Source organism: Mesorhizobium sp. P2_F7 (assembly GCF_056403695.1).
Genome location: NZ_JBFUFA010000016.1, coordinates 25,201 through 48,662 on the forward strand (window position 1 = coordinate 25,201; position 23,462 = coordinate 48,662).

25 protein-coding genes and 3 tRNA genes are annotated in these 23,462 nt (G+C 61.3%); 6 read left to right on the forward strand and 22 right to left on the reverse strand.

Going from position 1 to position 23,462, the window contains the following annotated elements; genetic code table 11:
- Nucleotides 1-15 precede the first annotated feature (15 nt).
- The 4 genes from AC1DZ8_RS30290 to AC1DZ8_RS30305 form a co-directional block, all read right to left on the reverse strand.
- Complete coding sequence (locus AC1DZ8_RS30290) at nt 16-513, reverse strand: NUDIX hydrolase (RefSeq protein WP_477306413.1); 498 nt, start codon at nt 511-513, stop codon at nt 16-18.
- 207 nt (nt 514-720) lie between these two features.
- On the reverse strand, nt 721-1,221 hold the full coding sequence (gene gpt, locus AC1DZ8_RS30295; protein WP_112567259.1) for a xanthine phosphoribosyltransferase: 501 nt from the start codon (nt 1,219-1,221) through the stop codon (nt 721-723).
- A gap of 92 nt (nt 1,222-1,313) precedes the next feature.
- Nucleotides 1,314-2,147, reverse strand: coding sequence for a universal stress protein (locus tag AC1DZ8_RS30300; RefSeq protein WP_477306410.1), 834 nt, complete (start codon nt 2,145-2,147; stop codon nt 1,314-1,316).
- Between the two features lie 100 nt (nt 2,148-2,247).
- The gene (locus AC1DZ8_RS30305) at nt 2,248-2,988 is read right to left on the reverse strand and encodes a competence/damage-inducible protein A (protein ID WP_436260141.1); all 741 of its coding nucleotides are present in this window, start codon (nt 2,986-2,988) and stop codon (nt 2,248-2,250) included.
- Nucleotides 2,989-3,150: 162 nt separating this feature from the next.
- On the opposite strand from AC1DZ8_RS30305, the gene AC1DZ8_RS30310 reads away from it, so the two are divergent.
- A complete protein-coding gene (locus AC1DZ8_RS30310) occupies nt 3,151-4,119 on the forward strand; it encodes an alpha/beta fold hydrolase (protein WP_477306408.1) in 969 nt (322 codons plus the stop codon).
- Nucleotides 4,120-4,216: 97 nt separating this feature from the next.
- Nucleotides 4,217-4,486 carry a hypothetical protein gene (locus AC1DZ8_RS30315; protein ID WP_477306406.1) on the forward strand — a complete coding sequence of 90 codons (270 nt, stop codon included), beginning with the start codon at nt 4,217-4,219 and terminating at the stop codon, nt 4,484-4,486.
- Between the two features lie 79 nt (nt 4,487-4,565).
- On the opposite strand, the gene AC1DZ8_RS30320 is transcribed toward AC1DZ8_RS30315, so the two are convergent.
- From AC1DZ8_RS30320 to AC1DZ8_RS30335, 4 genes are all read right to left on the reverse strand, one after another.
- Complete coding sequence (locus tag AC1DZ8_RS30320) at nt 4,566-4,805, reverse strand: DUF2188 domain-containing protein (protein WP_113193910.1); 240 nt, start codon at nt 4,803-4,805, stop codon at nt 4,566-4,568.
- A gap of 42 nt (nt 4,806-4,847) precedes the next feature.
- Nucleotides 4,848-5,126 (reverse strand): DUF982 domain-containing protein, encoded by a 279-nt coding sequence (locus AC1DZ8_RS30325; RefSeq protein ID WP_477281745.1) that lies wholly within the window; start codon nt 5,124-5,126, stop codon nt 4,848-4,850.
- A 155-nt stretch (nt 5,127-5,281) separates the two neighbouring features.
- A complete protein-coding gene (locus AC1DZ8_RS30330) occupies nt 5,282-5,596 on the reverse strand; it encodes an SH3 domain-containing protein (protein ID WP_477306403.1) in 315 nt (104 codons plus the stop codon).
- A 124-nt stretch (nt 5,597-5,720) separates the two neighbouring features.
- Complete coding sequence (locus AC1DZ8_RS30335) at nt 5,721-6,818, reverse strand: NADH:flavin oxidoreductase/NADH oxidase (protein WP_477306401.1); 1,098 nt, start codon at nt 6,816-6,818, stop codon at nt 5,721-5,723.
- Between the two features lie 133 nt (nt 6,819-6,951).
- Between AC1DZ8_RS30335 and AC1DZ8_RS30340 the strand changes: the two genes are divergently transcribed.
- Nucleotides 6,952-7,530 (forward strand): NUDIX domain-containing protein, encoded by a 579-nt coding sequence (locus tag AC1DZ8_RS30340; protein ID WP_477281322.1) that lies wholly within the window; start codon nt 6,952-6,954, stop codon nt 7,528-7,530.
- A 21-nt stretch (nt 7,531-7,551) separates the two neighbouring features.
- Here the strand turns inward: AC1DZ8_RS30340 and AC1DZ8_RS30345 are convergent, their stop codons facing one another.
- The gene (locus AC1DZ8_RS30345) at nt 7,552-9,057 is read right to left on the reverse strand and encodes an HAL/PAL/TAL family ammonia-lyase (RefSeq protein WP_477306399.1); all 1,506 of its coding nucleotides are present in this window, start codon (nt 9,055-9,057) and stop codon (nt 7,552-7,554) included.
- A gap of 289 nt (nt 9,058-9,346) precedes the next feature.
- On the opposite strand from AC1DZ8_RS30345, the gene AC1DZ8_RS30350 reads away from it, so the two are divergent.
- Nucleotides 9,347-10,318: an ATP-grasp fold amidoligase family protein gene (locus AC1DZ8_RS30350; protein WP_477306397.1), complete on the forward strand. Its 972-nt coding sequence runs from the start codon at nt 9,347-9,349 to the stop codon at nt 10,316-10,318.
- A 220-nt stretch (nt 10,319-10,538) separates the two neighbouring features.
- Here the strand turns inward: AC1DZ8_RS30350 and AC1DZ8_RS30355 are convergent, their stop codons facing one another.
- The 3 genes from AC1DZ8_RS30355 to AC1DZ8_RS30365 form a co-directional block, all read right to left on the reverse strand.
- Nucleotides 10,539-10,745: a hypothetical protein gene (locus AC1DZ8_RS30355; RefSeq protein WP_477306395.1), complete on the reverse strand. Its 207-nt coding sequence runs from the start codon at nt 10,743-10,745 to the stop codon at nt 10,539-10,541.
- Nucleotides 10,746-10,874: 129 nt separating this feature from the next.
- A complete protein-coding gene (locus AC1DZ8_RS30360) occupies nt 10,875-11,078 on the reverse strand; it encodes a hypothetical protein (protein ID WP_477306393.1) in 204 nt (67 codons plus the stop codon).
- Nucleotides 11,079-11,989: 911 nt separating this feature from the next.
- Nucleotides 11,990-12,349 carry a sunset domain-containing protein gene (locus AC1DZ8_RS30365; RefSeq protein ID WP_477402144.1) on the reverse strand — a complete coding sequence of 120 codons (360 nt, stop codon included), beginning with the start codon at nt 12,347-12,349 and terminating at the stop codon, nt 11,990-11,992.
- Nucleotides 12,350-12,613: 264 nt separating this feature from the next.
- Between AC1DZ8_RS30365 and AC1DZ8_RS30370 the strand changes: the two genes are divergently transcribed.
- Nucleotides 12,614-12,973 carry an ArsR/SmtB family transcription factor gene (locus tag AC1DZ8_RS30370; RefSeq protein WP_477306391.1) on the forward strand — a complete coding sequence of 120 codons (360 nt, stop codon included), beginning with the start codon at nt 12,614-12,616 and terminating at the stop codon, nt 12,971-12,973.
- A 1,356-nt stretch (nt 12,974-14,329) separates the two neighbouring features.
- Here AC1DZ8_RS30370 and AC1DZ8_RS30375 read toward each other — a convergent pair.
- From AC1DZ8_RS30375 to AC1DZ8_RS30410, 8 genes are all read right to left on the reverse strand, one after another.
- Nucleotides 14,330-14,414, reverse strand: a tRNA-Leu gene (locus tag AC1DZ8_RS30375).
- A gap of 79 nt (nt 14,415-14,493) precedes the next feature.
- Nucleotides 14,494-14,742 carry a hypothetical protein gene (locus AC1DZ8_RS30380; RefSeq protein WP_477306389.1) on the reverse strand — a complete coding sequence of 83 codons (249 nt, stop codon included), beginning with the start codon at nt 14,740-14,742 and terminating at the stop codon, nt 14,494-14,496.
- 1,380 nt (nt 14,743-16,122) lie between these two features.
- Nucleotides 16,123-16,326 carry a hypothetical protein gene (locus AC1DZ8_RS30385; protein WP_477306387.1) on the reverse strand — a complete coding sequence of 68 codons (204 nt, stop codon included), beginning with the start codon at nt 16,324-16,326 and terminating at the stop codon, nt 16,123-16,125.
- 104 nt (nt 16,327-16,430) lie between these two features.
- Nucleotides 16,431-16,504 (reverse strand) — tRNA-OTHER (locus tag AC1DZ8_RS30390).
- A 135-nt stretch (nt 16,505-16,639) separates the two neighbouring features.
- Nucleotides 16,640-16,810: a hypothetical protein gene (locus AC1DZ8_RS30395; RefSeq protein WP_477306385.1), complete on the reverse strand. Its 171-nt coding sequence runs from the start codon at nt 16,808-16,810 to the stop codon at nt 16,640-16,642.
- 66 nt (nt 16,811-16,876) lie between these two features.
- Nucleotides 16,877-16,961, reverse strand: a tRNA-Leu gene (locus tag AC1DZ8_RS30400).
- A gap of 135 nt (nt 16,962-17,096) precedes the next feature.
- Nucleotides 17,097-17,756, reverse strand: coding sequence for an outer membrane protein (locus tag AC1DZ8_RS30405; RefSeq protein ID WP_477306383.1), 660 nt, complete (start codon nt 17,754-17,756; stop codon nt 17,097-17,099).
- Nucleotides 17,757-17,871: 115 nt separating this feature from the next.
- Nucleotides 17,872-18,723 carry an alpha/beta fold hydrolase gene (locus AC1DZ8_RS30410; protein ID WP_477306381.1) on the reverse strand — a complete coding sequence of 284 codons (852 nt, stop codon included), beginning with the start codon at nt 18,721-18,723 and terminating at the stop codon, nt 17,872-17,874.
- Nucleotides 18,724-19,064: 341 nt separating this feature from the next.
- Here AC1DZ8_RS30410 and ade point away from each other — a divergent pair, with 341 nt between their 5' ends.
- Nucleotides 19,065-20,876 carry an adenine deaminase gene (gene ade, locus AC1DZ8_RS30415; protein ID WP_477306379.1) on the forward strand — a complete coding sequence of 604 codons (1,812 nt, stop codon included), beginning with the start codon at nt 19,065-19,067 and terminating at the stop codon, nt 20,874-20,876.
- 151 nt (nt 20,877-21,027) lie between these two features.
- Here ade and AC1DZ8_RS30420 read toward each other — a convergent pair whose 3' ends face one another.
- Together AC1DZ8_RS30420 and AC1DZ8_RS30425 are read right to left on the reverse strand one after the other, a co-directional pair.
- A complete protein-coding gene (locus AC1DZ8_RS30420) occupies nt 21,028-22,185 on the reverse strand; it encodes an alpha/beta hydrolase (protein WP_477306377.1) in 1,158 nt (385 codons plus the stop codon).
- Between the two features lie 120 nt (nt 22,186-22,305).
- Entirely contained in the window at nt 22,306-23,379 is a 1,074-nt protein-coding gene (locus AC1DZ8_RS30425) for an alpha/beta hydrolase (protein ID WP_477306375.1), read from the reverse strand.
- Nucleotides 23,380-23,462: the final 83 nt, after the last annotated feature.

The window sequence follows — 23,462 nt, forward strand, 5'->3', positions numbered from 1 at the left end:
GCTGTGGGGCTGTGCCTACGTCCTAACGACGAATTTGTCGGGATCGGCGCAGAAATGCGCGATGATCTGGCAAAGATCCGGCTCGTTGATCATGCGCACGGCTTCGGCCGAATTGACCCATTTGCGGGTGCGCGCGCGCTTTTCCTTCCAGCGGTCGGAAACGCGCTCGACCTGCATTGGGAACACCAGCACTTCGCAAGGCACTTCCTCGCCGGAAGCCAAGGCCTTGGCGTAGAAATAGCGGCCGGCCTCGAAATGAGAGATCTTGCCACGCAATCCGGCTTCCTCGCCGGCCTCACGCGCGGCAGCCTCGCAGAGCGGCTCCCTGGCTTCGGGCCAGCCCTTGGGCAGAACCCAGCGGCCGGTGTCGCGGCTGGTGATCAGCATGATTTCGACACCGTTTTCGGTGGTACGCCAGGGCAGTGCGGCAACCTGCAGACGACACGGCGCGGTGCCGAAGAGTCGCCGGACCCTTTCGGCCATATGGTTGTGCGTCGTTGGTTTCGTCAACATCGCAGAAAGCTACCCCAGCCCTCAGAATCGTTTGCCGCCAAACGAATCTTACGGCGAAGTGTAAGTCATAAAAGTAAAAAACGTCACACCAACCCGTCGAATTCCGCCAACAGGGGGCAATTCAACAGAATATTGTGCCTTGCGCCGCCCGTTTCCATAGCAAACAGAGCGGTCCGGCCGCTTGGACAGAAAAAGGGCGGCAGCGAATCAGCCGGCGTGATCGTCGGCAATCGGCTTCTGGTAGGTAAAACCCATGTCCCAGGGGAAATAGATCCAGGTGTCCTGGCTGACTTCGGTGACGAAGGTGTCGACCAGCGGCCGGCCTTTCGGCTTGGCGTAGACGGTGGCGAAATGCGCCTTGGGCATCATGGCGCGCACGATGCCGGCCGTCTTGCCGGTGTCGGTGAGGTCGTCGATGATCAGCACGCCAACGCCGTCATCAGTGAGCAGGGCGGGCGTGATCTCCTTCAGCACCTGCAACTGCCCCTGGCTGGTGTAATCATGATAGGACGCCACGCAGACCGTCTCGATCACGCGGATGCCCAGTTCGCGCGAGATGATGGCGGCGGGAACCAGGCCGCCGCGGGTGATGCAGACGATGGCCTTCCATTGACCCTTGTTGGCGCCGGCAAGCCGCCAGGCGAGCGCCCGGGCATCGCGGTGGAACTGATCCCAGGAGACCGGAAAGGCTTTTTCAGGAAGGGACATTCTGCACTCCGCGCGCAACATTGTGGAATGCGCGCGGAATTAACTGGAAAGTCAGGGCATTGGCAAGGGCGGTGCCACTGTAGTCTGTGGAGTTACCGCGACAAAAAGGCCGCCACCGGCACAGTGCGCAAGACGGTGCGCGTCACGCCGCCGAACAGAAGCTGGCGCAGCCAGGAATGGCTGTAGGCGCCGAGCACCAGAAGGTCGGCGCCGGTCTCTGCGATCCTGGTCTGGATGACGTCGTCGACCGAGGCATTGCCCGACGTCTGCACCGAGACGCTGACGGTTGCGCCATGCCGAGACAGTGCCGCGGCGATCTCCGCGCCTGCGGCTTCCGGGTTATCGTCCAGCGTGTCCGGTGGATCAATGACCAGAATGTCGGTCTTCTCCGCCTCGATGATGAAGGGCAGGGCGTCAAAGGCGGCCCGAGCGGCTTCCTTGCTGCCGTTCCAGGCCAGCAGCACATGCTTGAATGTGGTGACCAGCGGCCCCTCATGCGGCACCACCAGCACCGGGCGGCCGGCATCGTAGACCAGCGTGTCGACATCGGCGCTCGGATCGCCGCCGGTCTCGCGTTGCGCGGCAATGATCAGGTCGGCGGCCCGAACGCTGGAAATGCCGGTCAGCGCGCTGTCGCCGGAAAAGCTCTCGAGGCTGCGCCATTCGAAGGAAAGGCCCGTTTTTTCGATCCGCCCGAGGAAAAGCGCCTGCAGTTTTTCGGCGCGCTCGCGATTCATGTCGGCGGAGACCTGCAGGAACTCGGTGTCGGGAAAGCCGGTGGCCGAGGTGTAGGGCACGGGCAGCGCTTCGGCATGGATGCCGATGAGATGGCTCTCGAACCGGTCGGCAAGCGGGATGGCGCAGTCGAGCACGCGCTCGGCATCCTGTTCGTTCTGCAATATGGCGACGATGGTCTTGAAGCGCATGGGAATTCCCTCAAATCTGCCGGCGCCGGGTGCGCCCGAGGGAAAACGTCAGAGTAAGGGGCTTGGTTCCGGCCCGGCGATGGGCCGCTAAACCCCAAGGTCAATTGGCGGCAGTGAATCCGGCCACCATCGCCTCGACATCCGCACGCGCCGAATCCAGCGCCTCCTGGCTGCGGGCGCGGACGACCAGTTCGGTCCAGAATTTGCCGTCGCCATACTTCGGATAAGAGCCGATGATCGTGTCGGGATGCGCCTTCTGGATGTCACCCAGGGGACCACCGATCAGGCCTTCGCCGAACGGGCAGTGGACGGTGGCCGACAGCATTTTTGTGCCGGCCTTCAGCGTCGGCACGACATTGTCGAGCATGGCCTGGAAGATCGCCGGCACGCCGGCCATGACATGGACATTGCCGATGCGAAAGCCGGGCGCGACCGAGACCGGGTTGTCGATATGGTCGGCACCGCGCGGCATGCGCGCCATGCGCTTGCGTGCCTCGGTGTATTCGATGCCGCGCGCGGCGTAGCTCTCACCCAGCATGGCATAGGCCTTGGCGTCGTATTCGCAGGGCACGCCAAACGCCTTGGAGATCGAGTCCGCGGTGATGTCGTCATGCGTCGGGCCGATGCCGCCGGTGGTGAAGACATAGGTGTAGCGGGCCCGCACGGCATTCACCGCAGCGACAATCTCGTCCTCCTCATCGGGAACGATGCGCACTTCCTTCAGGTCGATGCCGATGGCCGTCATGATGTCGGCGAGGTGGCCGATGTTCCTGTCCTTGGTGCGGCCGGACAGAATCTCGTCGCCGATGACAAGCATGGCGGCAGTGACGATTTCAGGCATGGAAGGCTCCGGTGGAAGATGCCTCAGGGCTGGACAGGTCGCCTGGGCGGACAAGGTCGCCTGAGATAGCGCGACGCGAGACGGGCGGCAATGCCGACCAGCCGCCTTGCCGTGCGTCCTGCACTGGGTGATGGTGCGCGCCGGTCCGCTCCCGGGTGAAACATGCTGGTATCGATTCTGCTATGGCTTGTCGCCGGCGTGCTGGCCCTAGCCGTCGTCATTGTCACCTCTCTGGTGGCGGCAACGCTCTGGATCGCCGCCAAGGCCGAAAGGCTGGTGCCGGTCAGCGGAAGGTTCGTCGAGATCGACGGCAATCGCATCCACTATGTCGAGGAGGGCGAGGGCAGGCCGATCGTGTTCGTGCACGGACTTGGCGCACAGATCCACCAGTTCCGGCACACGCTGTTTGACCACTTCGGCCCAGGCTACCGGCTGATCGCGCTCGACCGGCCGGGATCGGGCTATTCGGTGCGGGCCACGGGAGCTACTGGCCGGTTGCCCGAACAGGCCGAAATCCTGAGACGCTTCATTGAAAAACTAGGACTGGAAAGGCCGCTCGTGGTCGGCCACTCGCTGGGCGGCGCCGTCACGCTGACCCTGGCGGTGGAGCACCCCGAGGCGATTTCCGGCATCGCCTTACTGGCGCCGCTAACACATCTGGAAGCCGGCGTGCGCGAGAAAGCGGGCCTGCTCTATATCCGCTCGCGGCTTTGGCGCGGGATCATGGCCTATACCGTCGCGATCCCAACCAGTCTCAGATATGCGCGGCAGACACTGGAGTTCATCTTTTCGCCGCAGGCCGTTCCCGCCGACTACATGATCAACGGAGGCGGATGGCTCGGGCTGAGGCCCACCCACTTCCATGCGACCTCCACCGATTTCGTGGCGGTCGAAGAGGATCTTGCCCGCATCGAGCAGCGCTACGGCGAGATCGCCATGCCGTCCGGCATTTTGTTCGGCACAGCCGATCGCGTCATCGACATGCGCATCCACGGAGAGCCGATGAAGGACAGGATCGGCGGGCTCGACTTCGAGATGGTCGACGGCCTTGGCCATATGCCGCAATTCGCCGAGCCGGACCGCGTCATCGCCTTCATCAAGCGCATCGCCGAGCGGGCTTTTTTGCCGTAGGCATCACCGCGGCCTCACGACAATTTCACTGAACCATTCGGCGGAGGTCCGGGTTTACTCCCGTGTCGCACCAAGGCGGCAGATACGGAGTAATTCAATGTACAGGAAACTTTTCGCAGCATCCGTTCTGACGATCGGTCTTGCCACATCGGCGATGGCCCAGTCATCCGATGGCACCTATTCCAACCATCGCAGCTGGTGGCCGTTCGGCAACGAGCAGTCCTCGACCGTCGACCAGAGCACCACCGGCAGCATCAATGCCAGCGGTCAGGCCTATGGCGGTGCCGGCGGCCCGTGTGCCTCGGATCCGTCAGGACCCTACGGAAATGTGAGGCCTAACGTGAACGATCAATATTGCGGCAAGTGATCGAGCCGCAGCCTCGACTGACCGGCAGGATGCCTCAAACAGGCATCCACGGCTGGCAGCGATCCATAACAAACAAGGATCAGTCGGAAACTTCGGTTTGCGGTCTATCGCGGCCATCGGCCAGTTCGTCGTGCCACTTGCCGTCGGCGTCCTCATACTGGATGCCGTCCGTGGTGCCTGCGACCTGCTGCTCGGCCGAGGCGATCTCGGCGGCGCGCAGCGCGTCCTGGTGGGTGGGGAATGTCTCCGAGAATGTCGAACCGACCTTGTAGGCCCAGCCCCCGTCATGCTCGACGATCTTGTAAGTCAGCTTCGCCATGAAATCCTCCGGTTCGTCCGTTCGTTCGATGCAGCCCGTTTTTCAATGCAATTTGGCGTCGGGCAGCCGGTCTTCGGGAACCAGCACTTCCGATTCCTTGGCCGCTTCGATCAAAGCCCTGCGTGCATCGGCCGTCGAACGATAACCTTCCAGCACTTTGAGGCAAGTGTCGAGAGCATCGCGATGGCGCGGGCCGCGATTGAGCGGCCAGACCGTCATCAGACACTCCGCCGCTTCCTGGGTGCTGCGGATCTGGCGATATTTGCCGACATGGCCGAGTTCGACCACGACGGGCGTTTCAAAAGGTTTGCTATCCATGATGGCCGCAACGCAAAGCAGCCAATTTGGTTGCAAAAGTGGCAGTCGGCCTGCGCCCAAACGTCACGTCGCGTGTGCGACGCGCCTTTTGGTCTTTGTCTGATGCATGTCGTTAGCCCAAAACCGGCTTCCACTTTTGGGCGACCTGCATTGGCGTCTCAGTAACCGCAATCGTTGCGCAGCCAGCGTGCGTTGGCCCAGCCGGTGCGGCCCTCGAAGTCGATCTTGTACCAGTTGCCGCGGCGGTCGAAGATTTCGGTGTGATCGCCGTTGAACAACTGGCCGATCATGCGCGACGATGAACTCGGCCGCGCCCGCACGGCGAGGAACCCGCTGCCCGTATCCAGATCGTAGTGCCTGGACAGGCCGTGCACCGTGCCTTCGCAATATTGCGCGCCAACCGGAGACGACGCGGCGAACGACAGCGCGACCACCAGAGCGGCGGCCGCGGGATAGATTGCCCTTGATGCCATGACTTTGCTCCCAACCCGGCCGTCAAGGCGGCCTTGCCCCTGGGGAATGTGCGGGTGGATTAAAGCGAAGCTGCGGCTGCCTGTCCAGCAAATGCGTTTTTGCTTATCCGCCGGCGCGGCTTGCTCAGCCCTTCATCCAGTGCTGCATCGTCGTTACCGAGCGCGCAAGCTGCGGCGCCGGATGGATTTTCTCGCCAAAGGTGGCGGCGGCGCGCCAGCCCCAGCGCGGATCGGCGAGGAAGGCGCGAGCCAGCGCCACCATATCGGCGCGACCGTCGGCGACGATCGCTTCGGCCTGGGCGGGATCGTCGATCAGGCCGACGGCCCGCGTCGGAATGCCGGCACCCTTGCGCACCGCTTCCGCCAGATGCACCTGGTAGCCGGGACCGATCGGCAGTTTTTGAAGGGGCGAATTGCCGCCGCTCGAGCAGCAGAGATAGGCAACACCAAGCGCTTTCAAGGCCTTGGCCACTTCGATCGCATCTTCGACCTCGAAGCCGCCATCGACCCATTCCTTCACCGACAGGCGCGTGCCCAGCATCAGCCTGGGAACCGCCTTGCGCACCGCCTTGACGATTTCGAGCAGGAAACGCATGCGGTTTTCCAGCGATCCGCCCCAGCGGTCGGTGCGCTGGTTGGAGAGCGGCGACAGGAACTGGAAGATGAGATAGCCGTGCGCGGCGTGCAATTCGAGGAAGTCGAAACCGGCGCGCTCAGCCCGCTTTGCGGCTTGGGCGAAGCGTTCGACGAGCTGCAGGATTTCATCCTCCTCCAGCGCATGCGGCACGTTCCAACCGGTGTCATAGGGAACAGCCGAGGCCGAGACGGTCTGCCAGGGGTCCTCGCCCGGCTGTAATGGACCGCCGCCTTCCCAGGGCTTTCTGTTGGACGCCTTGCGCCCGGCATGGGCGAGCTGCATGCCGAATTTCGTGTCGGGGCCGGCGACGCGCCTGGCGGCATCCAGTGTGCGCCGGGCGGCGGCCTCGTTGTCGTCGGAATAGAGGCCGAGGCAACCATGGCTGATGCGGCCGCGTCGTTCCACATCGGTCATCTCGACCGTAACCATGCCGGCGCCCGACATGGCCAGGTTCATCCAGTGGTAGAGGTGCCAGTCGCTGGCCGAGCCATCGTCGGCCGAATACTGGCACATCGGCGCCACCGCGATGCGGTTCGGCAAGGTCAGGCCATCGAGGGTGATCGGCTGGAAAAGCGCTGCAGTCATCAAAAAACTCCGGAGACGGGGGCTTGAGCTATGTAGGCGATGGCAGTTGCCGGCACCAGACACGAGGCGGTGAAACGGTTGCGCGCAAAACGGTTCGCGGCTACGCCATGGCGCCGACAGCATGGAGTTCATCATGGAAGATCGCATCCGTATCCGCTCGGAGGAAGTCCTGTCCGACGACTGGGCAGTCCTGAAGAAGACCGTCCTCGACTATCGCCGGCGCGACGGCCAGTGGGAGACGCAGATCCGCCAGACCTACGATCGCGGCGACGGCGCCGTGATCCTGCCTTTCGATCCCGAGCGCCAGACGGTGCTGCTGGTGCGGCAGTTCCGCTATCCCGCCTATGTGACCGGCCACCGCGAACCGCTGATCGAGGCCTGCGCCGGCCTGCTCGACGAAAACGACCCGGAAACCGCCATCCTCAAGGAGGCCGAGGAAGAGCTCGGCTACCATCTGAAGAACATCGAACGGCTGTTTTCGCCCTATATGAGCCCAGGCAGCGTGACCGAGCGGCTGTGGTTTTTCGTGGCGCGCTACTCACCCGCCGACCGCATCTCGGCCGGCGGCGGCGCGCCGGAGGAAGGCGAGGACATCGAGGTTTTGGAAATGCCGCTCGACGAGGCGCTGGCCGGCATCGCCGACGGCCGCATCATCGACGCCAAGACCATCATCCTGATCCAGCACCTGAAACTGTACCCTATGAAGGCCTAGCTTCGCGAAGCTCGGAGGGCCTCATTCGGTGTGCTGCGGGCAGGGCGGCACGTCCACTTCGCGGATGAAGGTGCGCAATTCCTCCATGTCCCCGGACAGAGGCCGATCGTCGGAATAGTGCGCGATGTTGTCCCGGACCATTCGGTAGATGGTGTCGGTACCAGGCGCGCGTGCACCGCGCTCGGCCAGGAAATCATGGGCCTGCGCAGCGGCCATGAGTTCGATTGCCAGAATGTATTCGGCGTTGTCGATAACGGCGAGCAGCTTGTTGGCTGCCACCGTTGGATGCGCCAAAAAATCCTCTTGCAGACCGGATGTGACGCCGCCGTCGGTTGCCGCCGGCGCGGCCAGGCGCCGGTTGACGTTGCTGAGCGACGTCGCGGTGTATTGGGCAATCATGAAGCCGGAGTTGGCTCCGTCCTCATCGGCAAGGAAGGCCGGCAGATTGTTGACCAGTGGATTGACGAGACGGTCGATGCGACGCTCGCTCATTCCTGCCACCTGCGCCAAGGCGATGGTCAGGCCGTCGGCTGCCTGTCCGAGCGCCGGCGCCACCGCATGCGCCTCTGAAACAACCTGGGGATCGCTCAACGACCCGAACACAGCGGGATTGTCGGTGACGGCAGCCAGTTCACGGTCGACCAGCTCAGCGGACCGGTCCAACACTTCCCTGGCGGCGCCATGAACATGCGGCACGGCACGAAGGCTGAGGGCGTCCTGCGTGCGGCTGCCGTGGGCAAGCGCGATGAGTTCACTGCCGTGAAGCCAGCCGCGCAGCGCTTTGCCGACATCCTGAATGCCGGGCGAGGGCCGCATCGCCAGGATGGCTTCGCCGAAGGCCGGCATTTGCGCGCCGGCGGCTTCAAGCGTCAAAGCAGCCGCGGCGTCAGCCCATCCCAGCAAGCGCTCCGCGCGTTGCACGGCGATGCTGATCAGGCCGGTCGCGCACGCTGTGCCATTGACGAGGCTCAAGCCTTCTTTTGCGCCAAGCTCCAGCGGTTCCAGACCCATTTCAGCGAGCGCTTCCAGTCCGCTCATCGAGCGCCCTGCCACCGTTGCACTGCCTTCACCGATCAAGACCAGTGCCACATGCGCGTTGTGCGTCAGATACCCGGCCGAGCCCCGGGACGGCACGTCGGGAATGCAGTCGCGCTCGATAAAGGTGAGCAAGTTGCGGACGATCTGAGGGCTTACGCCCGAATGGCCATGCGCGAAATTTGCCACCTGGGCGGCAATGATGGCGCGCACGCCGCGTCTCGGCACGAGGTCGCCGACGCCGCATGCATGACTGCGAATGATGTTGCGCGACAGTTTCTTGTGCAGGGCAGGCGCCACCACCTTGCTTGCCAATGCGCCGACCCCGGTATTGACGCCATAGGCGCGAATGCCTTTTTCGACGATGGAAGCTACGAGCTGGTTCGCAAAGGCGATCCTCTCCCACGCCGCCAGACTGAGCGCCAGGGATTCGCCGTCGCTCACGTGCGCGATGTCGCGCCAGCTTGCGTTTTTGTCGATCGTTACCGTCATTGGTCGTTCCGAAAGAGCGCTGGGGATGCGCAAGCGCTGTTGGGTCGCGCGGAGGTGGCTGAGAAACTTGCTCTCGGCTCCGTACCGCACAACCGTCATGCATAATGGCGATGGAACCGGCGATTGATGCGACTGCAGCGACGTCGTGGGAATAAAATTCTGATCCAGCAGCTGAAACTCTACCCCGCTGTCCGGCACAGGCGCGGGCGCATTTCGATGGATGCGTCATCGGGGGCTTGACCCGCGAATCCCGGTCGCCTAGTCGTCCGCAAGTTGTAAGGACACCGGAATGGCGCGTGGCGTAAAGGCATGGCTGAAGCGAAACAGCGCGCGAGCATCCCTGCTGTTGCTGAACGCCGCGCTGCTTGTCCGCTACCGCCGGTTGACCCAGCGTTTCCTCAAGCGGATGCGGCATCTGCCGAATTTCGCAGCCCCTGTGACCTTCACGGAGAAGATCCACTGGCGCAAGATTTTCGATGACGACCCTCGCTTTGTCGGTCTTCTCGACAAGCTCATCTCCAAGGAAATCGTCCGCGAGAGGCTCCCCGGGCTCGCCATCCCAGAGGTGCTGTGGCAGGGCGACGACCCCCGCCAAATCCCCTTCGATGACTTGAAAATTCCCTACGCCGTCAAATGCAACCACGGTTGCGCCATGAACGTCATCGTTCGCGATCCGGCCAACGCTGATCGCGAGGCAATCATTGCCGAGATGACGGAACACCTTGCTCAGACCTATGGCGCCCGCAAGCTCGAACGCAGCTATGCGCACATCGAGCGGCGGGTTTTCGTCGAAGCGCTGGTCGGCAAGGACCAGGATTATGACCCGGTCGACTACAAGCTCTGCGTGCTGGCCGGCCACGTCGAATACATCGTCGTCGTCGCCTTCCGTTCCACAGTCAAGAATACCGGCCACCTGGATCGCGACTGGCGCCCGCTCAACATCGTCCAGGGCGCGATCGACTCGAGCCTGGAAATTCCTCCGCCCAAGAGCCTCGCCCGGATGATCGAGGCAGCCGAGGCGCTTGGCCGCGAGTTCGACATGGTGCGTGTCGACTTCTATGAGGAGGAAGGGGAGCCGATCTTCGGAGAATTCACGGTCTATCCGCGCAGCGGGTTGCTGCAATTCGACCCGGCTGCCTTCGATCGCGAACTGGGCGCGCATTGGGATATTGGCGCCTCGGGGTATCTCAGCCGTCTACCCAGCCGATTTGCCAGCCGATACAAGGCTATGCTTGTCGCTGCCGGCTATCTCGACATTTGAGGCAACTGCTTCGGATGACCTGCCCGTTTCAGATGTGAGGCGCTTGCCGATCTGTAGCGGTTGCTTTGGACAGCTTGGCCAGCTCGTCCTCGACCTGCCTTGCTGCAGAGTCGGTGCTTTCGAAGTGTTGCATCAACTGATGCCGGAGTAGGGCGAGTTGCGCCGGGCGATAGATGGGCCCACTTCTCGCGATTTCGGGGTTCAGGGTCGCGATCATCGGTCAATTTGCCTTGATGGGATCGATCTTCGTCAGCCGCTGCCTAGCCTCGACCACGCGCCGTTGCGCAGAGCGAATTCGGCAACACAAGGCGAGGTTCACGGCGACGCCGCCCTCTTCATCGAGCAAGTTTTCAGCGCGTTCGAGATCCAATTTTGCCCGGCCGACGCTCTGTCGTGCTCTGGCGAGTTCTAAGTTCATCAGGTCCATTGTTCCGCGTCCTTTTGGGTTGATATCCCTTCGGAACACCAACCCCTGCCGAACGCTTTGGTTCCTGCGACGTATTGGCCGATCACCGCTGCCAGCAACCTCTGCCACACCATCCGGAGTGGGTCGCGATTATTGTGCGAACTCTTGCAAGGTTGTTTGGTCGATTGTCGCCAGACGCCCTCCGGCGACACGCCGCCTCGCAGACCGTATCCTGGTGGATAAAGCGAGGTTTTCGGCCACCATTTTCTCGCTGAGTGCAAGCGCGAGCTCGGTCTGTTTGATGCGCTGCTGTTGGGCATCGGCGAGTTGCGTGGTCAGAAGATCGGCTGCCATTCTGGGTTCGGAGTCCGCGAAGTTCATGAGCACCTAACACGTGGCGGGCAAAATTGTTCCCTATTGTCGGGCGAAACCGGCGCCGCATCAAGGGGGCTGACGTCGGGGTTCAGTCTTTGTGCAGCACGATGTAGCGACTGCTCACCGCATTCGCCCCCATGCCCCGGGTGACGACAACCGTCCTGTATCTCGCGGGAAGGGAACCCGTAGCGGACGGGTCGACCGAACGGCATCGCCCGACAATCTCCCCGTTGGGGGCGCCTGCAAGCCTGTTGGCCAACGCAGCCTGGCATTCGTCAACGGATGCGAACATCTTCGCCGGTGACGTATCGAGCGGTTTGCAGACAGCCTGGCCTGGGCTGCACGACAGCAGAACCATCATTGCGGCAGTTGCCGGATCCATTTTCGCGTTTCTCCCCATGTGGACGAAATCTCAACGCGGGAACGGGGGCTTTGTTTCGCAGCGGCTAAAATATCAGAGCGTGTGTGGGAACAAGAGAGTGGCCATGTCGGTTCTTTGGGCATGCAAGGCAAACTCAAAGATCCGCCGCCGAAACCCAGTCCGGGGAAGACGCCCGTCCGTCCGGACAAGGACGCATCGCCAGAGCCTCAACATATCGACCCGCCACCGCGGGATGTGCGCGAGGCGCCGACACCAAATCCAAACGGCTATAAAAAGTCGTGACGGCCGGCCTGCCGCCGGCTGCCGCCTTCCCGACATCCTGGGAAGGATCATTCCTGCACCTAGTTGTCGATCGTGATGCGGCCGGTAGGTCCGGTCGAGGCGGCAGCGTCTTGAATTTTGCGTACAACCTGATCCGTATAGCGGCCATCGTTTGCCACGAGGTCCAGTACGAACAACACGGCAACTGTGGCAAGGATCCAAATAAGGGGTCGCACCGGAATCCTCCCTACGGTCTCGCCTTGTGCCAGCCTGCCGCACGCGCCTCAGACGCCGAGCAGAACCATTGCTCTCCGAACTCAGGCCGAATGACAGGGTCATCGTAAGACATTTGGCCAGGCACGTGGTAGCTCCGCTCGCCGCTGTTGATCGAGATGTTGCCTTTGATCTCGCAACTACCAGCACTGCCGTTCAGCAGGCCGGCAGGAACGAGCCCGGCGATAGCTTCAAGAAAGGCTGCCAGGGGGACCATCAGCAGCGAAAGCAGATATGGCCATCGCCATAACCGCGCTCGACGGCTCCTGGCGTTTCTGCGCCAGCGGTCAGCTTGGTTGGCACCTTCATGACGCTGGACTTTGCCCACGCCCATCACTCCCCGAGGCAAAGAATGCTTCCAAAGCGGCAGTGAGTCCAGAGAGGTTTAGCTGCAACTAATACGCATGCTGGCTCCGGCCGGCTGCATTCTCTTGTTTCCTGACGGAACCTGTGAGGATCAGCGTAGTTTGTCTCTTGCAGCGGGCTAATCGGCTTGCCTGGTCCACTGTCGATCGGCCTCCCTTGATAACGCAATCTTGTAAAAACAACTCCGCGCTGGTAAGGGCTTTGGTCTGATGTTGGCTAGGACTTTGGTCTGATGATTTCGAGAAAGCTTGCCGCTCATGCTGAGAATGTCGCCGAATTTCTAGATTTGATGGGAAATGAGAAGCGGCTTTTGATCATGAACCACTTGGCCGGGGGCGAACTTTCGGCTGGTGTGCTTGCAGAGAAAGTTCTGCTCAGCCAATCGGCCCTATCGCAGCATCTTGCCAAGCTCCGCGCGTTCGGCCTTGTCGACATCCGCCGCGACGGAAAAATGATTTATTATTTCTGCTCGTCCGGTGCGGCGCGAGAAATGCTTGCCATGCTAGATAGCTTCCTGGCTACCGAGAGACCGCTCGCCGGGTCCGGTCCTCATTACGTCGCCGAAAGGCTACGTCGACTACGAGTAGCCTGAGACAGGTGGCCTCTCAGCGAGTCGCCAATGCAACGCGGACGTTTCTACCCCCAGCCCGCGATCGCCAAGCCAATGCCAACGCCTGCCTCTGCTGTCGCCAGGAAGCGCTCAATTTCAGCCTGCGAAAGCTGCTTGGAAGGTTTGCTTCTGCCCATGGCGATCTCCATACGCCCACCTAGGGATAGAATCCCGACGGATCGCCTCTTCGATCAACGCTTGATTTGGTGAACGCACCGTGTCGCGTGCGAAGTGTCTCAAACAGAGACGCAGATGCGGCATGCAGCTTGCTTCCAGTGAACCGGCAGGAGGCGACCATATGGCACTTTCACGACATCGGGACGATGACGATATGGTCGTCCAATGCCCTAACTGCAACCGAATGATGATCCGTAAAGGTCGCCTGATAAAGAGCTCCAAGTCTCTGACATGTGAGGGTTGTGGAAATGAGATCCGCCTGACTTACTCGTACAAAATCAGAATTTTTGAAAACCGCAGGCCACCATCATAGTTTGTCCGGGCGAATCGCCAAATGCTCGATGGTTTTGGCTGGAACAGGAAAGTGGCCGACGCCAGGGGTTGGGGAACCTCGGGTGGGGCAGGCGCCGGTCAGAAACAGGCAGGGAGCAACCCCACCCGGCGCCCCTAGTGACGGCAGGCCGCGCCCCCAAACCCATGACCCAGCGAAACCTACCGTCACCATAAGGTACGTGCAGCCAAGGCAAGTAGTTGCAGAGAAAATGGCCGGCGTCGTGTGAGTTGGAACATTTGAACGTAGGGTTGCCGGAGCCGCCTTGTTTTACCGCCTTGTTGGAGGCAACGGTGCCTTGATGTCGGTCCTATAAAACCAATACATTTCAAACTTCAGGTTTGTGACCGGATCACCAGGCACCGTGCTCAACATGTAGCACTCCATCTTCCTGGCCGCGTGAAGCACCTGCGAGGGAAGGAAGACCTACGTCACGCGTCTTTGCAGGACTTCAGGGAGGAATAGGCGTGCTTGCCTGGTACCATCCTCATCTGTTCGGCCGATGTGCCGGGCAAAGGAAGGTGCCAAATTGCACATGTGATCCTCCCCGGGTCACACCGCCGAACAGCCCCTTCAGCTAGTCCCTAAGTGGGCTGTTCTAAGAGCCCCACCGGCTGATTCCGGTGGGGCATCTTGCCTATCAGGGACGAGACCTAGCTCGGCGGCTTCTCCCGCAGCGGCTGCACCGGCCCTGTGGTGCCCCACCGGATGAACGGCGCCCTCTTGCCGGTGATAGTCTCGATCGACTTCACCCCCAAGGCTACCCACACACGATTTTGGTAGAGTATCCGACAAGTCGATCGAAAGCCGATTATCGTTTAATTTCAACGTGGTGCGGACGCCGGGAATCGAACCCGGATAGCCGTAGCTGAGGGATTTTAAGTCCCTTGCGTCTACCAATTCCGCCACGTCCGCAGGCCGCGATTACAAGCACTTAAGGCGATTCCGGTCTAGCCCTGGGTGGGGCTTTGGCACCGAATTGGCACCGAATGCCCTATTGCTGTTCCGCGCCCGTTCTCATCGCCGCTTCGATCGCCGCCGCCGCGCCTTCATCCGACCGCTTGAAAAGGTGGGCGTAGACCGACAGCGTGACCACAGGCGACGCATGCCCTAGACGCCAGCTGATTGCAACCACGTCGAGCCCGCTGGCGATCAGCGCTGAAGCGTGGGTGTGGCTTAGATCGCTGCACTTCCCGCTACTAAATGTGACCTGTTTTTTCGACGATTCGGATCTCGTCGGCATTTGCCGTTGGGGCTACCGCGGCGAGTACGCGAACTGAAGTTGCCCGAAAAGAAATGGGTCGATCACATTAGGGAGCTATTTGCGGAGCTAACCGACCACGTGCCAGACGATGCTGTCGTGAACCGGGTTATCGGGCGCTAGGCACTACTACCCGTCCCGTTGGGGGAATGACCGGTGCGACCTGGGGCTCTCTTTGGGGGGTGCAGGCCGCACCGATCAATACGGGTACGATTGGATCTCCTCCCCGCACTGCCCAAGGTATTACACATTAGCAATCGCGCAACTGACCATTTGGCGCTATCCGGCCGCTGGGGGGCGATCGCGCGCTGGTGACGCGGACAGGCGGCCTAAAACCTCACTAAAATAAAGCGGAACGAGTATCGAGAATGCCGCGACCGCGTTAAAAAACAGGTCAGTGATCATCAGCCCCCGCTCGCCAGGCCGAGGCGAAAAGAAAAACCCGCCGACCAAAGTCAGCGGGCCATCTTCCCTCGTACTAACGCTAAGGGTTCCAAGGATTGACCCCCGCCAACAATCCGGCGCCCCAGCCAAACAACCCGGTGCCCCAGCGCTGACAAAGGTTATATTAGCTTGCCAAAAAATTCGCTGTAGCGAACTGGCAACAGCGATCGAAATTCACGGGTTGCGCCCTTTTGCAACCGCCCCGTTCGCTGCTGTCTGACCTTGTCGCAGAGTGGAGAAGGGGTTGGGCTGATAGCCCGTAAGGACTAGTTGTCGCAAATGTAAGCTCCGGCTAAATTATCTTGCGACGAGAGAATTCAAACCCTTACCCTCGTCGACCTTAGCCTGCTGGCCCCCTGGCAGGCTTTTTGTTTTCCTTAACCTCGTGAAATTCCCCTTTTGGAAACCACTTGTCGTAACCGTTGATTCAACCGTTGCTGGTATTAGTATGATTGTGGAAGCGGCCCCGGCACACTGGGCTGGGTAGGGCGTAGCCTGCCGGAGCCGCCTGCGCAGTCGGTTGGGTGATTTGACCGCGCCGTCCTATTTTGGGACAGCGTGGTCAATGATCCGTTAAAATGTTCAGGAACTACTTCCAGCGCATGCTAATCGCGTTTTGCGGGGGTAGTCATCGTGCGTGTGAAGTTCGCCGAGCGCTGTTCAAGCCGGGTTCGTTGCCACTGCGAAACATGTCTGCGCCGAGAGGAACAGGCTCAACTCGTCGGCAGTCCGATTGCGAGGACGATTGTATCGCCCGCGCTGATATTCTTGGTCTTGTGACCAACTCCCGTCGTACCCGTGACGACAGAGAAGGCGACGACGAGCGCGAACAACCACAAACGTCTTGGTGAAACTCAGTCTGAGCGATTTGGCCCGCTGCCAAGAGCTGGCGGGCTTTTTGATTGCAGCCCTTGGCCCTTAGGCGCGCTTGCTGCTCAACGCATATGTCGTGATTTCGTCACGGGAAATCCCGATGTCGCTGAGCATGTCGTCTGGTGACTCACTCAGCTCGTCCGTTGCCTTCAACTGCGCCTTCTGTTCGGCTCGATGATCGAGCCAATCGATAAGGGGACCAGCTACGACAAGAGGAAGGTTCAGAAGCATAGGAAAGTTCACAAGCATCGGAGTACTCCCTTCACCGCTGCATGAAACTACACGCTGCAAGCTAGGCCAGTGCGTCGATGCGTCTGTGACAAAATTCACAGATGTCTCACGGTGGCGGGCTTTGGTGCACTCGGCAGGGTTCGAACCTGCATCTACCCGGAAGGTCCCGCTCTGTCCTAGATTGAGCCACGAGCGCTAGCACTGGAAAGCTAAAAGGAACAGGGTCGCTCGAACATCATGCATTTGGACGTAGGGGCGGGGTGGTGATCTGAATTAAGCCGCGCTATGCAATATATTCAAGCGCTGTCCCATCGACATTGGCGAAACTCTTCTAAGCGGCGCGGCCTTCTCTCGTAAGTTTACCCTCTGGCGTAAAGGTAGCAGCCGGCGTTTTCAGGCCCGGGGCCTTGAAGTCGAGAGTGAGGCCTTCCTGCATTTCTACCCCGATCACATCAATCAAGGTCGCCTTCCCACCGCCGACGACATTTTCGAATTCGAGCACTTTGCACCTTCCCTTCGGCTGCCCTTGCGGCTACCCAAGAAAGCTGATTATCGTTTGATTTCAATGTGGTGCGGACGCCGGTAATCGAACCCGAATAGCCGTAGCTGAGGGATTTTAAGTCCCTTGCGTCTACCAATTCCGCCACGTCCGCAGGCCAGCCCTTTTCAGACGCCAGCGAAAACCCGTTAAGCCATCTTTTGCCGGGTGTCGCCACTCGAACCCATGAAAGGTGGTTCGTGATTTCAAAACAATTGGTTGTAAGGAAAATCTGAGTCGCCGAGGACGCTCAGAACTTGTAGCTGAGGTTGATGCCGACCGTGTTCAGCTTGACGTCCTGGTCGCGGCCGACGAATTCGTCGGAGCCGTCATGATGTTCGGAGCCGAAATCGTAGTAGCGATATTGGGCGCCGACGACGAACTTGTCGGTCAGCGCGTAGTCGACGCCGGCGCCGAGCGTCCAGCCGACATGCGTGCTTGTGCTGGAAAAGTCCGGGGCTTGCGAGGTCTCGATGCCGGCGAAAGCGACGCCGCCAATGCCATAGACCAGCAGCCGGTCCATGGCGTAGCCGGCCTTAGCGTTGACCGACCCGAACCATTTGATGTCGGTGCCGAAATTGTTTCCGGGGGGGCCTAGTACCGTCGTGCCTTTGATACGGGAATAGTTGAGCTCGGCCTCGGCGCCGATCACCGCCTGGTCGAACTGCCACAGGCCGGCGACGTGGCCGCCGACAAAACCACCATCGGGATCGGGCGAGGTGGAAAACGGCTCGCCCTCCGTTCCCGTGATGTCAGACTGGCCCCAGCCGTAGCCCGCCTGCAGACCGGCATAGTAGCCGGTCCAGTCGAAGCCCGGTTCGGTCATCGGTACCGCCATCGGGTCGGCGGCAAAAGCCGGCGCGGCCAGAGCGGTCAGAAATCCGGCAGTTGCGAGCGTCAGATGACGCATCGAGCTCTCCGAAATGGCGGTTCAGAAGACTCCTTGACGCAAGGTAGTCCTATTCGCGGTAAAACGAAACCCATTGTTCAACAATCGAAATGCGCCTGTTGCTGCGCGCTATGCTCTATTTGGCGTCGATGAAGTCCAGCGCCGCTTGGCTATATTCGTCCGGCGCCTGAAGCATGGCAAAATGGCTGGCATTGGGCAGGATAATAAGCTTGGCGCCCGGAATGACGGAGGCCATGTATTCGGTGTGTTCGCGCTTGATCGCCTCGTCATGATCGCCGGCAACGATCGCGGTCGGCGTGGTGATCTTGCCGAGTTGTTCCTTGGTCCAGGCCGGCTCCGACTCCCACATATGGCTGATCTGCGCCACGAAGGCATCGTATTGGTCCGGCGTCTTCGACATCTTCTTGTAGTCGCGCCCCGAGCGGTCGATGTAGGCGGCAAAGGTCTTGTTGGTCATCACGCCTGGATCGACGCCATCGGTGGTGACATTGGCGGCTTGCGCAAACAGCCTGGTCAGCCGCTCCGGATGATGCAGGGCGATGTCGATGCCGATAATGCCGCCGTCGCTCCAGCCGACAAGAGCAGTCTTGTCGATCTTGAGGTAGTCGAGCAGGGCCAGATAGTCGGACGCCATGAGGTCATAGCCGTAGGGCTGCTCGGTGCGGGTGGATCGGCCATGGCCGCGGCTGTCGGCGACGATCACCTTGTGGGTCTTGGACATCGTCGCCACCTGGCTCGCCCAGATATCGGCGTGGCCAAGTCCGCCATGGATCAGGAGGATCGGATCGCCAGTGCCGAAAACGGCATAGTACATCTGGATGCCGTTGACCGGCGCATAGCCGCTCTGATCCGGTTTGGGCATCGCCGCCGGCTCCGGCAGCGTCAGCCAGCGCTCCTCGGCGGATGCAAAGCCGGCCGAGATCAGGAACAGGGTGACGAAGACAAACGCTTTCAGGAACCGGGTCATGACTTCACCTCAGGAGGTTTCGTCCTCGGGTCGTTTCGGCCTCGGACGATTGCGGAGGCCGATTTAACAGTCTCCGCGTGTGCGGAGTCAACGAACGGGGGTTTCGGCTGGCGGCGTGAATTGAAAATTCAATCCGTGCCGCTGCAACGCGTCCGGTTGCGCCTGTGACGGCAATCGCAACAAAAAACCCGCCTCGCGGCGGGTCATTGGCGCAAATCAGCACCGTGCAAGAAACAATAGCACAAGTGCCGGCACAAATGAACCTCGCCGAGCGGATTTCGCCCGCAATCGCTGGTCAAAGCCATGCCGGCTTGGCACAGTCGGGCAAACAGGAGTCTCCGATGGCAAAGACTGCGCATGCGACGAAACCGAAACCCTGGACCGAGATGGCGACGCATCTGGTCGATGTCGCAACGGGGCGCAAGCCGGCCGATCTCGTCATTCGCAACGGACGCTGGGTGAATGTGCATTCGGGCGAGATCATCGCCGGCACCGACATCGCCATTGCCGGCGGCCGCTTTGCCTATTGCGGGCCAAATGCCAGCCACGCCATCGGCCAGGGCACCAAGGTGGTCGACGCCGGCGGCCGCTATCTGGTGCCTGGCCTTTGTGACGCGCATATGCATGTCGAGAGCGGCATGGTGACGGTGACCGAGTTCTGCCGGGCCGTCATTCCGCACGGCACCACTTCGATGTTCATCGATCCACACGAGATCGCAAATGTGCTTGGCCTGCCCGGCGTGCGGCTGATGCATGACGAAGCTGTCGCCATGCCCATCAACGTGCACGTCCAGATGCCGTCCTGCGTGCCGTCGGCACCGGGGCTGGAACATGCCGGCGCCGAACTGACGGTCGCCGATGTCACCGAGGCGATGACCTGGGAAAACATCATCGGGCTTGGCGAGGTGATGAATTTCCCCGGTGTCGCCGCCAACGATCCGGTGATGTCGGGCGAGATTGCAGCGACCGTAAGAGCCGGCAAGACGGTCGGCGGGCACTATGCCTCGCGCGACCTCGGCCTGCCGTTCCACGGTTATGTCGCCGGCGGCCCCGAGGACGATCACGAAGGCACGCGCGCCGAAGACGCGATTGCCCGCGTGCGCCAGGGCATGAAGGCGATGCTGCGGCTCGGCTCGGCCTGGTATGATGTGGCCTCTCAGATCAAGGCGGTGACGGAAGGCGGCATCGATCCGCGCAACTTCATCCTGTGCACCGACGACAGCCATTCCGGCACGCTGGTGCATGAAGGCCACATGGACCGGGTGGTGCGTCACGCCATCCAACAGGGGCTGAAGCCGGTGACGGCAATCCAGATGGCGACGCTCAACACCGCCCAGCATTTCAAGTTGGAGCGCGAACTGGGCTCGATCGCGCCAGGACGGCTGGCCGACCTGCTGATCGTTTCCGATCTCGCCGCCATGACCATCGACGAGGTCTATGGCCGCGGCGTCAGGCTGGCCAAGGGCGGCAAGCTCGACATCGATATTCCGGCCTATAATTATCCGAAGACGGCAAAGAACACGGTCAAGCTCGGCAAGAAGCTCAAGTCAGGCGACTTCGACATCGCGGCACCCAAAGGCGCCAATGAGGTGCGGGTGCGAGTGATCGGCGTCATCGAGAACCAGGCGCCGACGCGGGCGCTCGAGGCCGATCTGCCGGTCGAGGACGGGCTGGTCGCCATGGACCGCCGCAACGACATCTGCCAGATCGCGCTGGTCGAGCGCCATCGGAGCACAGGCGGCGTCACCAACGCCTTCGTCTCCGGCTTCGGCTATATGGGCGACTGCGCCATGGCCTCCAGCGTGGCGCATGACAGCCATCACATCATTTGCGTCGGCACCAACAAGGAAGACATGGCGCTGGCCGTCAACAGGCTGGGCGAGGTCGGTGGCGGCGTGGTTCTGTTTTCAAAGGGCAAGGAACTGGCTTTGGTCGAAATGCCGATCGCCGGGCTGATGTCGGACGAGCGCGCCGAGATCGTCGCCGCCAAGGCCGAAAAGCTGACCGAAGCGATGCGCAAGATGGGCTGTTCGCTCAACAACGCCTACATGCAGCACTCGCTCTTGGCGCTGGTCGTCATCCCGGAGTTGAGAATTTCCGATGTCGGCCTGATCGACGTGACGACGTTTCAGAAAGTCGATCTGTTTATCTAGGGCATATCGATATTCGGGTGAGGCCGGCCTGCGAACGACCGATACCTGCGCTTCCGGTGCTCACGTACCCAAAAGTACGCTCCGCTCCGGTTCTCGGTATCAGCCATTCTCGACTCGGCCTGACCCGAATCTCGACATGCCCTTGCGTTGTTCACCCGCCAGTGGCGATGGTCAGCACCTTGAACGGGGTGGTGATGACGACTTCGGCCATGGAGCCGACGGCCTTGCCAATCCCTTGGCCGATATCGTCAAACTCGCCCGGATCGTTCGATCGGAGCGCAGCTGGTGTGCGCAGCCGGTCACCGAGCAATTGCACCAGGATCGGATTGTCCGCGAACTTGGCGTGGTTCAAACGGTCACCGCCCTTGGTCTTGGTCAGATCCGCCACGACCACGCCATAGCTGGCGAGGTCGGCCGCATTGCCGTAGTCGCCGACGCGCGGCTTGTCGCCGGAGATGATGGACGACAGCTTCAGCGCACGGTCGTCTCCCGAGAGCAGGATGGCGAACGGCTTGTCTGGTTTGCCGTATCGGATCATCTGTTTCTTGAAGACGTCGACATCGATGTCCGGCGAGGCCAGGACGACGTAGCCGAGCTTGCCGCCGAGATCGCGGTCGCCGGTGATGGCGAGCTGGCGCAGCGCCTCCATCGTCACCCAGGTTCCCATCGAATGCGCAATGACGTCGATGCTCTTGACCTTTGTCTTGGCCAGCATCCTGAGCGTCGCCTCGAGATCGTCGCGGGCGGCGTTGGCGCTTTCCTTGTCGTAGATGTAACCCGTGGTCTTGCCGCTCGAAGCCCAGGAAAACAGCACCGGCGTGCCCGGATATTTGGTGTCGTGGGCTATCTGCGTCAGCCGGTAGACGCCGTCGTCAAAACCGTTGTTGAAGCCGTGCACGAAGACCAGGGCGCGGTCGCCATTCATGGCGATGTTGGCGCCGACAGCCTTGGCGAATTGCGAGGCGTCGCCATAGTGGACGACATCGGTGGCGGTGAACTGCTTGGCCGGGTTGGAGTTGGCCGAGCCCTTGGCGCGCTCGATCGCGCCGAGCTGGTGCACCTTCGGCACGGTGACGTCGACGCGGGCGTAATTGGTGGTCAGCGAACGGTCGCCGTCGAACACCTGGCGCGGATCCTTGGTCGCCGGCTGGCGGGTGGTGGCGACGAAGATTTCGTGCGTGGCCGCGATGTCGGAGGCGGGCACCGACACCGTCGTCTTGTTCAGGAGGTCATGCGTGTTCTGGCCGGCGCAGCCGGTGACGGCGAGCGCGAAGGCAAGACCAAGCACAATCTTCAAACGCACGATCACCCGGGGTCCCTCAAGGGCGGCAAATATTAACGCCTCCGGCTATTCCGATAAAGCCAGAGGCCAGTCCGGTCCAGTTCAAAGTGGCGAGCCGGGCACCGGTGCCTCGTCTGTCGAAGCCGATTATTGCGCGAGCTGGGTGATGCGGTCGGTCACTGTCTGGTCGCTGGCAAAGCCGTCATCCTCGCGCAGCCGCTGGCCGATCATCTTCACCAGTTCGGGATTGTCGGCGAATTTGGTGTGGTTGAAGCTGTCGGTTCCCTTGACCTTGGAGAGATCGACCACGGTGACGCCATAGGCGGCGAGGTCGGCGGCATCCTTGTAGTCGCCGACGCGCGGGCGCGAGCCGGCGATCAGGCCGGAGAGCCTGAGCGCACGGTCGTCGTCGGATAAAAGCAGGATGAACGGCTTGTCCGGCTTGCCGTAGCGGCGCATCTGGCTCTTGAACACGTCGACATCGATGTCGGGCGAGGCCAGAACGACGTCGCCGAGCTTGCCGCCGAGATCGCGGTCGCCGGTGATGGCCATTTGGCGCAGCGTTTCCATGGTGACCCAGGTTCCCAGCGAATGGGCGACGATGTCGATGCGCCGCGCGCCGGACTGCTCCAGCATCCTGAGTGTCACTTCCAGCTGATCGCGGGCGGCGCTGGCACTTTCCTTGTCATAGACATAGTCGGTGGTCTTGGCGCCCGATGCCCAGGAAAACAGCACCGGGGTTCCGGGATAGCCGGAATCGTGGACGATCTGGGTCAGGCGGTAGACGGCGTCGTCGAAGCCGGTGTTGTAGCCATGCACGAAGACCATGACGCGGCCGCCGCGCGCCGCGATGTCGGCGTTGAGCGCGCTCGAAAATTTCGGCTGCGCGTCGTAGCCGACAACCTCGGAAGCCATGAAATACTTGGCCGGATCGTTGGAATTGCCGCGCGAGCGGCGCTCGATCTGGCCGGTCTGGTGGATGCCGGGAACGGTGACGTTGACGCGGGCATAATTCAGCGTCGCCGAGCGCTCGCCGTCGAAAACCTTGTTGGGATCGTCGGACTTCTTGCGTGTCGTGGCGATGAAGATCGAGTGATTGCCCGAAATTTCCGTCACCGGCGTGGACATGACAGCGCTGCCGAGCAGTTCCTCGGTTTTGCGGCCGCCGCAGCCTGCCACAAGCAAGGCAAGCGCAAGAATGCAAATCGTCTTCAAACGCACGTCAAAATTCCACTTAAGCCCAAAAGGGCCATCCACCCTCCGCGACACCTCCCGGACAGTGAGAGTGCGGCAGAAGTAAGTCG

Bases quoted from the DNA above. Each gene is read 5' to 3' on its own strand.
- AC1DZ8_RS30380 (WP_477306389.1), bottom strand. From the start codon at position 14,742: ATGCCGACGAGATCCGAATCGTCGAAAAAACAGGTCACATTTAGTAGC.
- AC1DZ8_RS30345 (WP_477306399.1), bottom strand. From the start codon at position 9,057: ATGACGGTAACGATCGACAAAAACGCAAGCTGGCGCGACATCGCGCAC.
- AC1DZ8_RS30370 (WP_477306391.1), top strand. From the start codon at position 12,614: ATGATTTCGAGAAAGCTTGCCGCTCATGCTGAGAATGTCGCCGAATTT.
- gpt (WP_112567259.1), bottom strand. From the start codon at position 1,221: ATGTCCCTTCCTGAAAAAGCCTTTCCGGTCTCCTGGGATCAGTTCCAC.
- AC1DZ8_RS30305 (WP_436260141.1), bottom strand. From the start codon at position 2,988: ATGCCTGAAATCGTCACTGCCGCCATGCTTGTCATCGGCGACGAGATT.
- AC1DZ8_RS30350 (WP_477306397.1), top strand. From the start codon at position 9,347: ATGGCGCGTGGCGTAAAGGCATGGCTGAAGCGAAACAGCGCGCGAGCA.
- AC1DZ8_RS30365 (WP_477402144.1), bottom strand. From the start codon at position 12,349: ATGGGCGTGGGCAAAGTCCAGCGTCATGAAGGTGCCAACCAAGCTGAC.
- AC1DZ8_RS30360 (WP_477306393.1), bottom strand. From the start codon at position 11,078: ATGGCAGCCGATCTTCTGACCACGCAACTCGCCGATGCCCAACAGCAG.
- AC1DZ8_RS30315 (WP_477306406.1), top strand. From the start codon at position 4,217: ATGTACAGGAAACTTTTCGCAGCATCCGTTCTGACGATCGGTCTTGCC.
- AC1DZ8_RS30310 (WP_477306408.1), top strand. From the start codon at position 3,151: ATGCTGGTATCGATTCTGCTATGGCTTGTCGCCGGCGTGCTGGCCCTA.
- AC1DZ8_RS30385 (WP_477306387.1), bottom strand. From the start codon at position 16,326: ATGCTTGTGAACTTTCCTATGCTTCTGAACCTTCCTCTTGTCGTAGCT.
- AC1DZ8_RS30290 (WP_477306413.1), bottom strand. From the start codon at position 513: ATGTTGACGAAACCAACGACGCACAACCATATGGCCGAAAGGGTCCGG.
- AC1DZ8_RS30320 (WP_113193910.1), bottom strand. From the start codon at position 4,805: ATGGCGAAGCTGACTTACAAGATCGTCGAGCATGACGGGGGCTGGGCC.
- AC1DZ8_RS30335 (WP_477306401.1), bottom strand. From the start codon at position 6,818: ATGACTGCAGCGCTTTTCCAGCCGATCACCCTCGATGGCCTGACCTTG.
- AC1DZ8_RS30410 (WP_477306381.1), bottom strand. From the start codon at position 18,723: ATGACCCGGTTCCTGAAAGCGTTTGTCTTCGTCACCCTGTTCCTGATC.
- AC1DZ8_RS30340 (WP_477281322.1), top strand. From the start codon at position 6,952: ATGGAAGATCGCATCCGTATCCGCTCGGAGGAAGTCCTGTCCGACGAC.
- AC1DZ8_RS30330 (WP_477306403.1), bottom strand. From the start codon at position 5,596: ATGGCATCAAGGGCAATCTATCCCGCGGCCGCCGCTCTGGTGGTCGCG.
- AC1DZ8_RS30405 (WP_477306383.1), bottom strand. From the start codon at position 17,756: ATGCGTCATCTGACGCTCGCAACTGCCGGATTTCTGACCGCTCTGGCC.
- AC1DZ8_RS30355 (WP_477306395.1), bottom strand. From the start codon at position 10,745: ATGGACCTGATGAACTTAGAACTCGCCAGAGCACGACAGAGCGTCGGC.
- AC1DZ8_RS30300 (WP_477306410.1), bottom strand. From the start codon at position 2,147: ATGCGCTTCAAGACCATCGTCGCCATATTGCAGAACGAACAGGATGCC.
- ade (WP_477306379.1), top strand. From the start codon at position 19,065: ATGGCAAAGACTGCGCATGCGACGAAACCGAAACCCTGGACCGAGATG.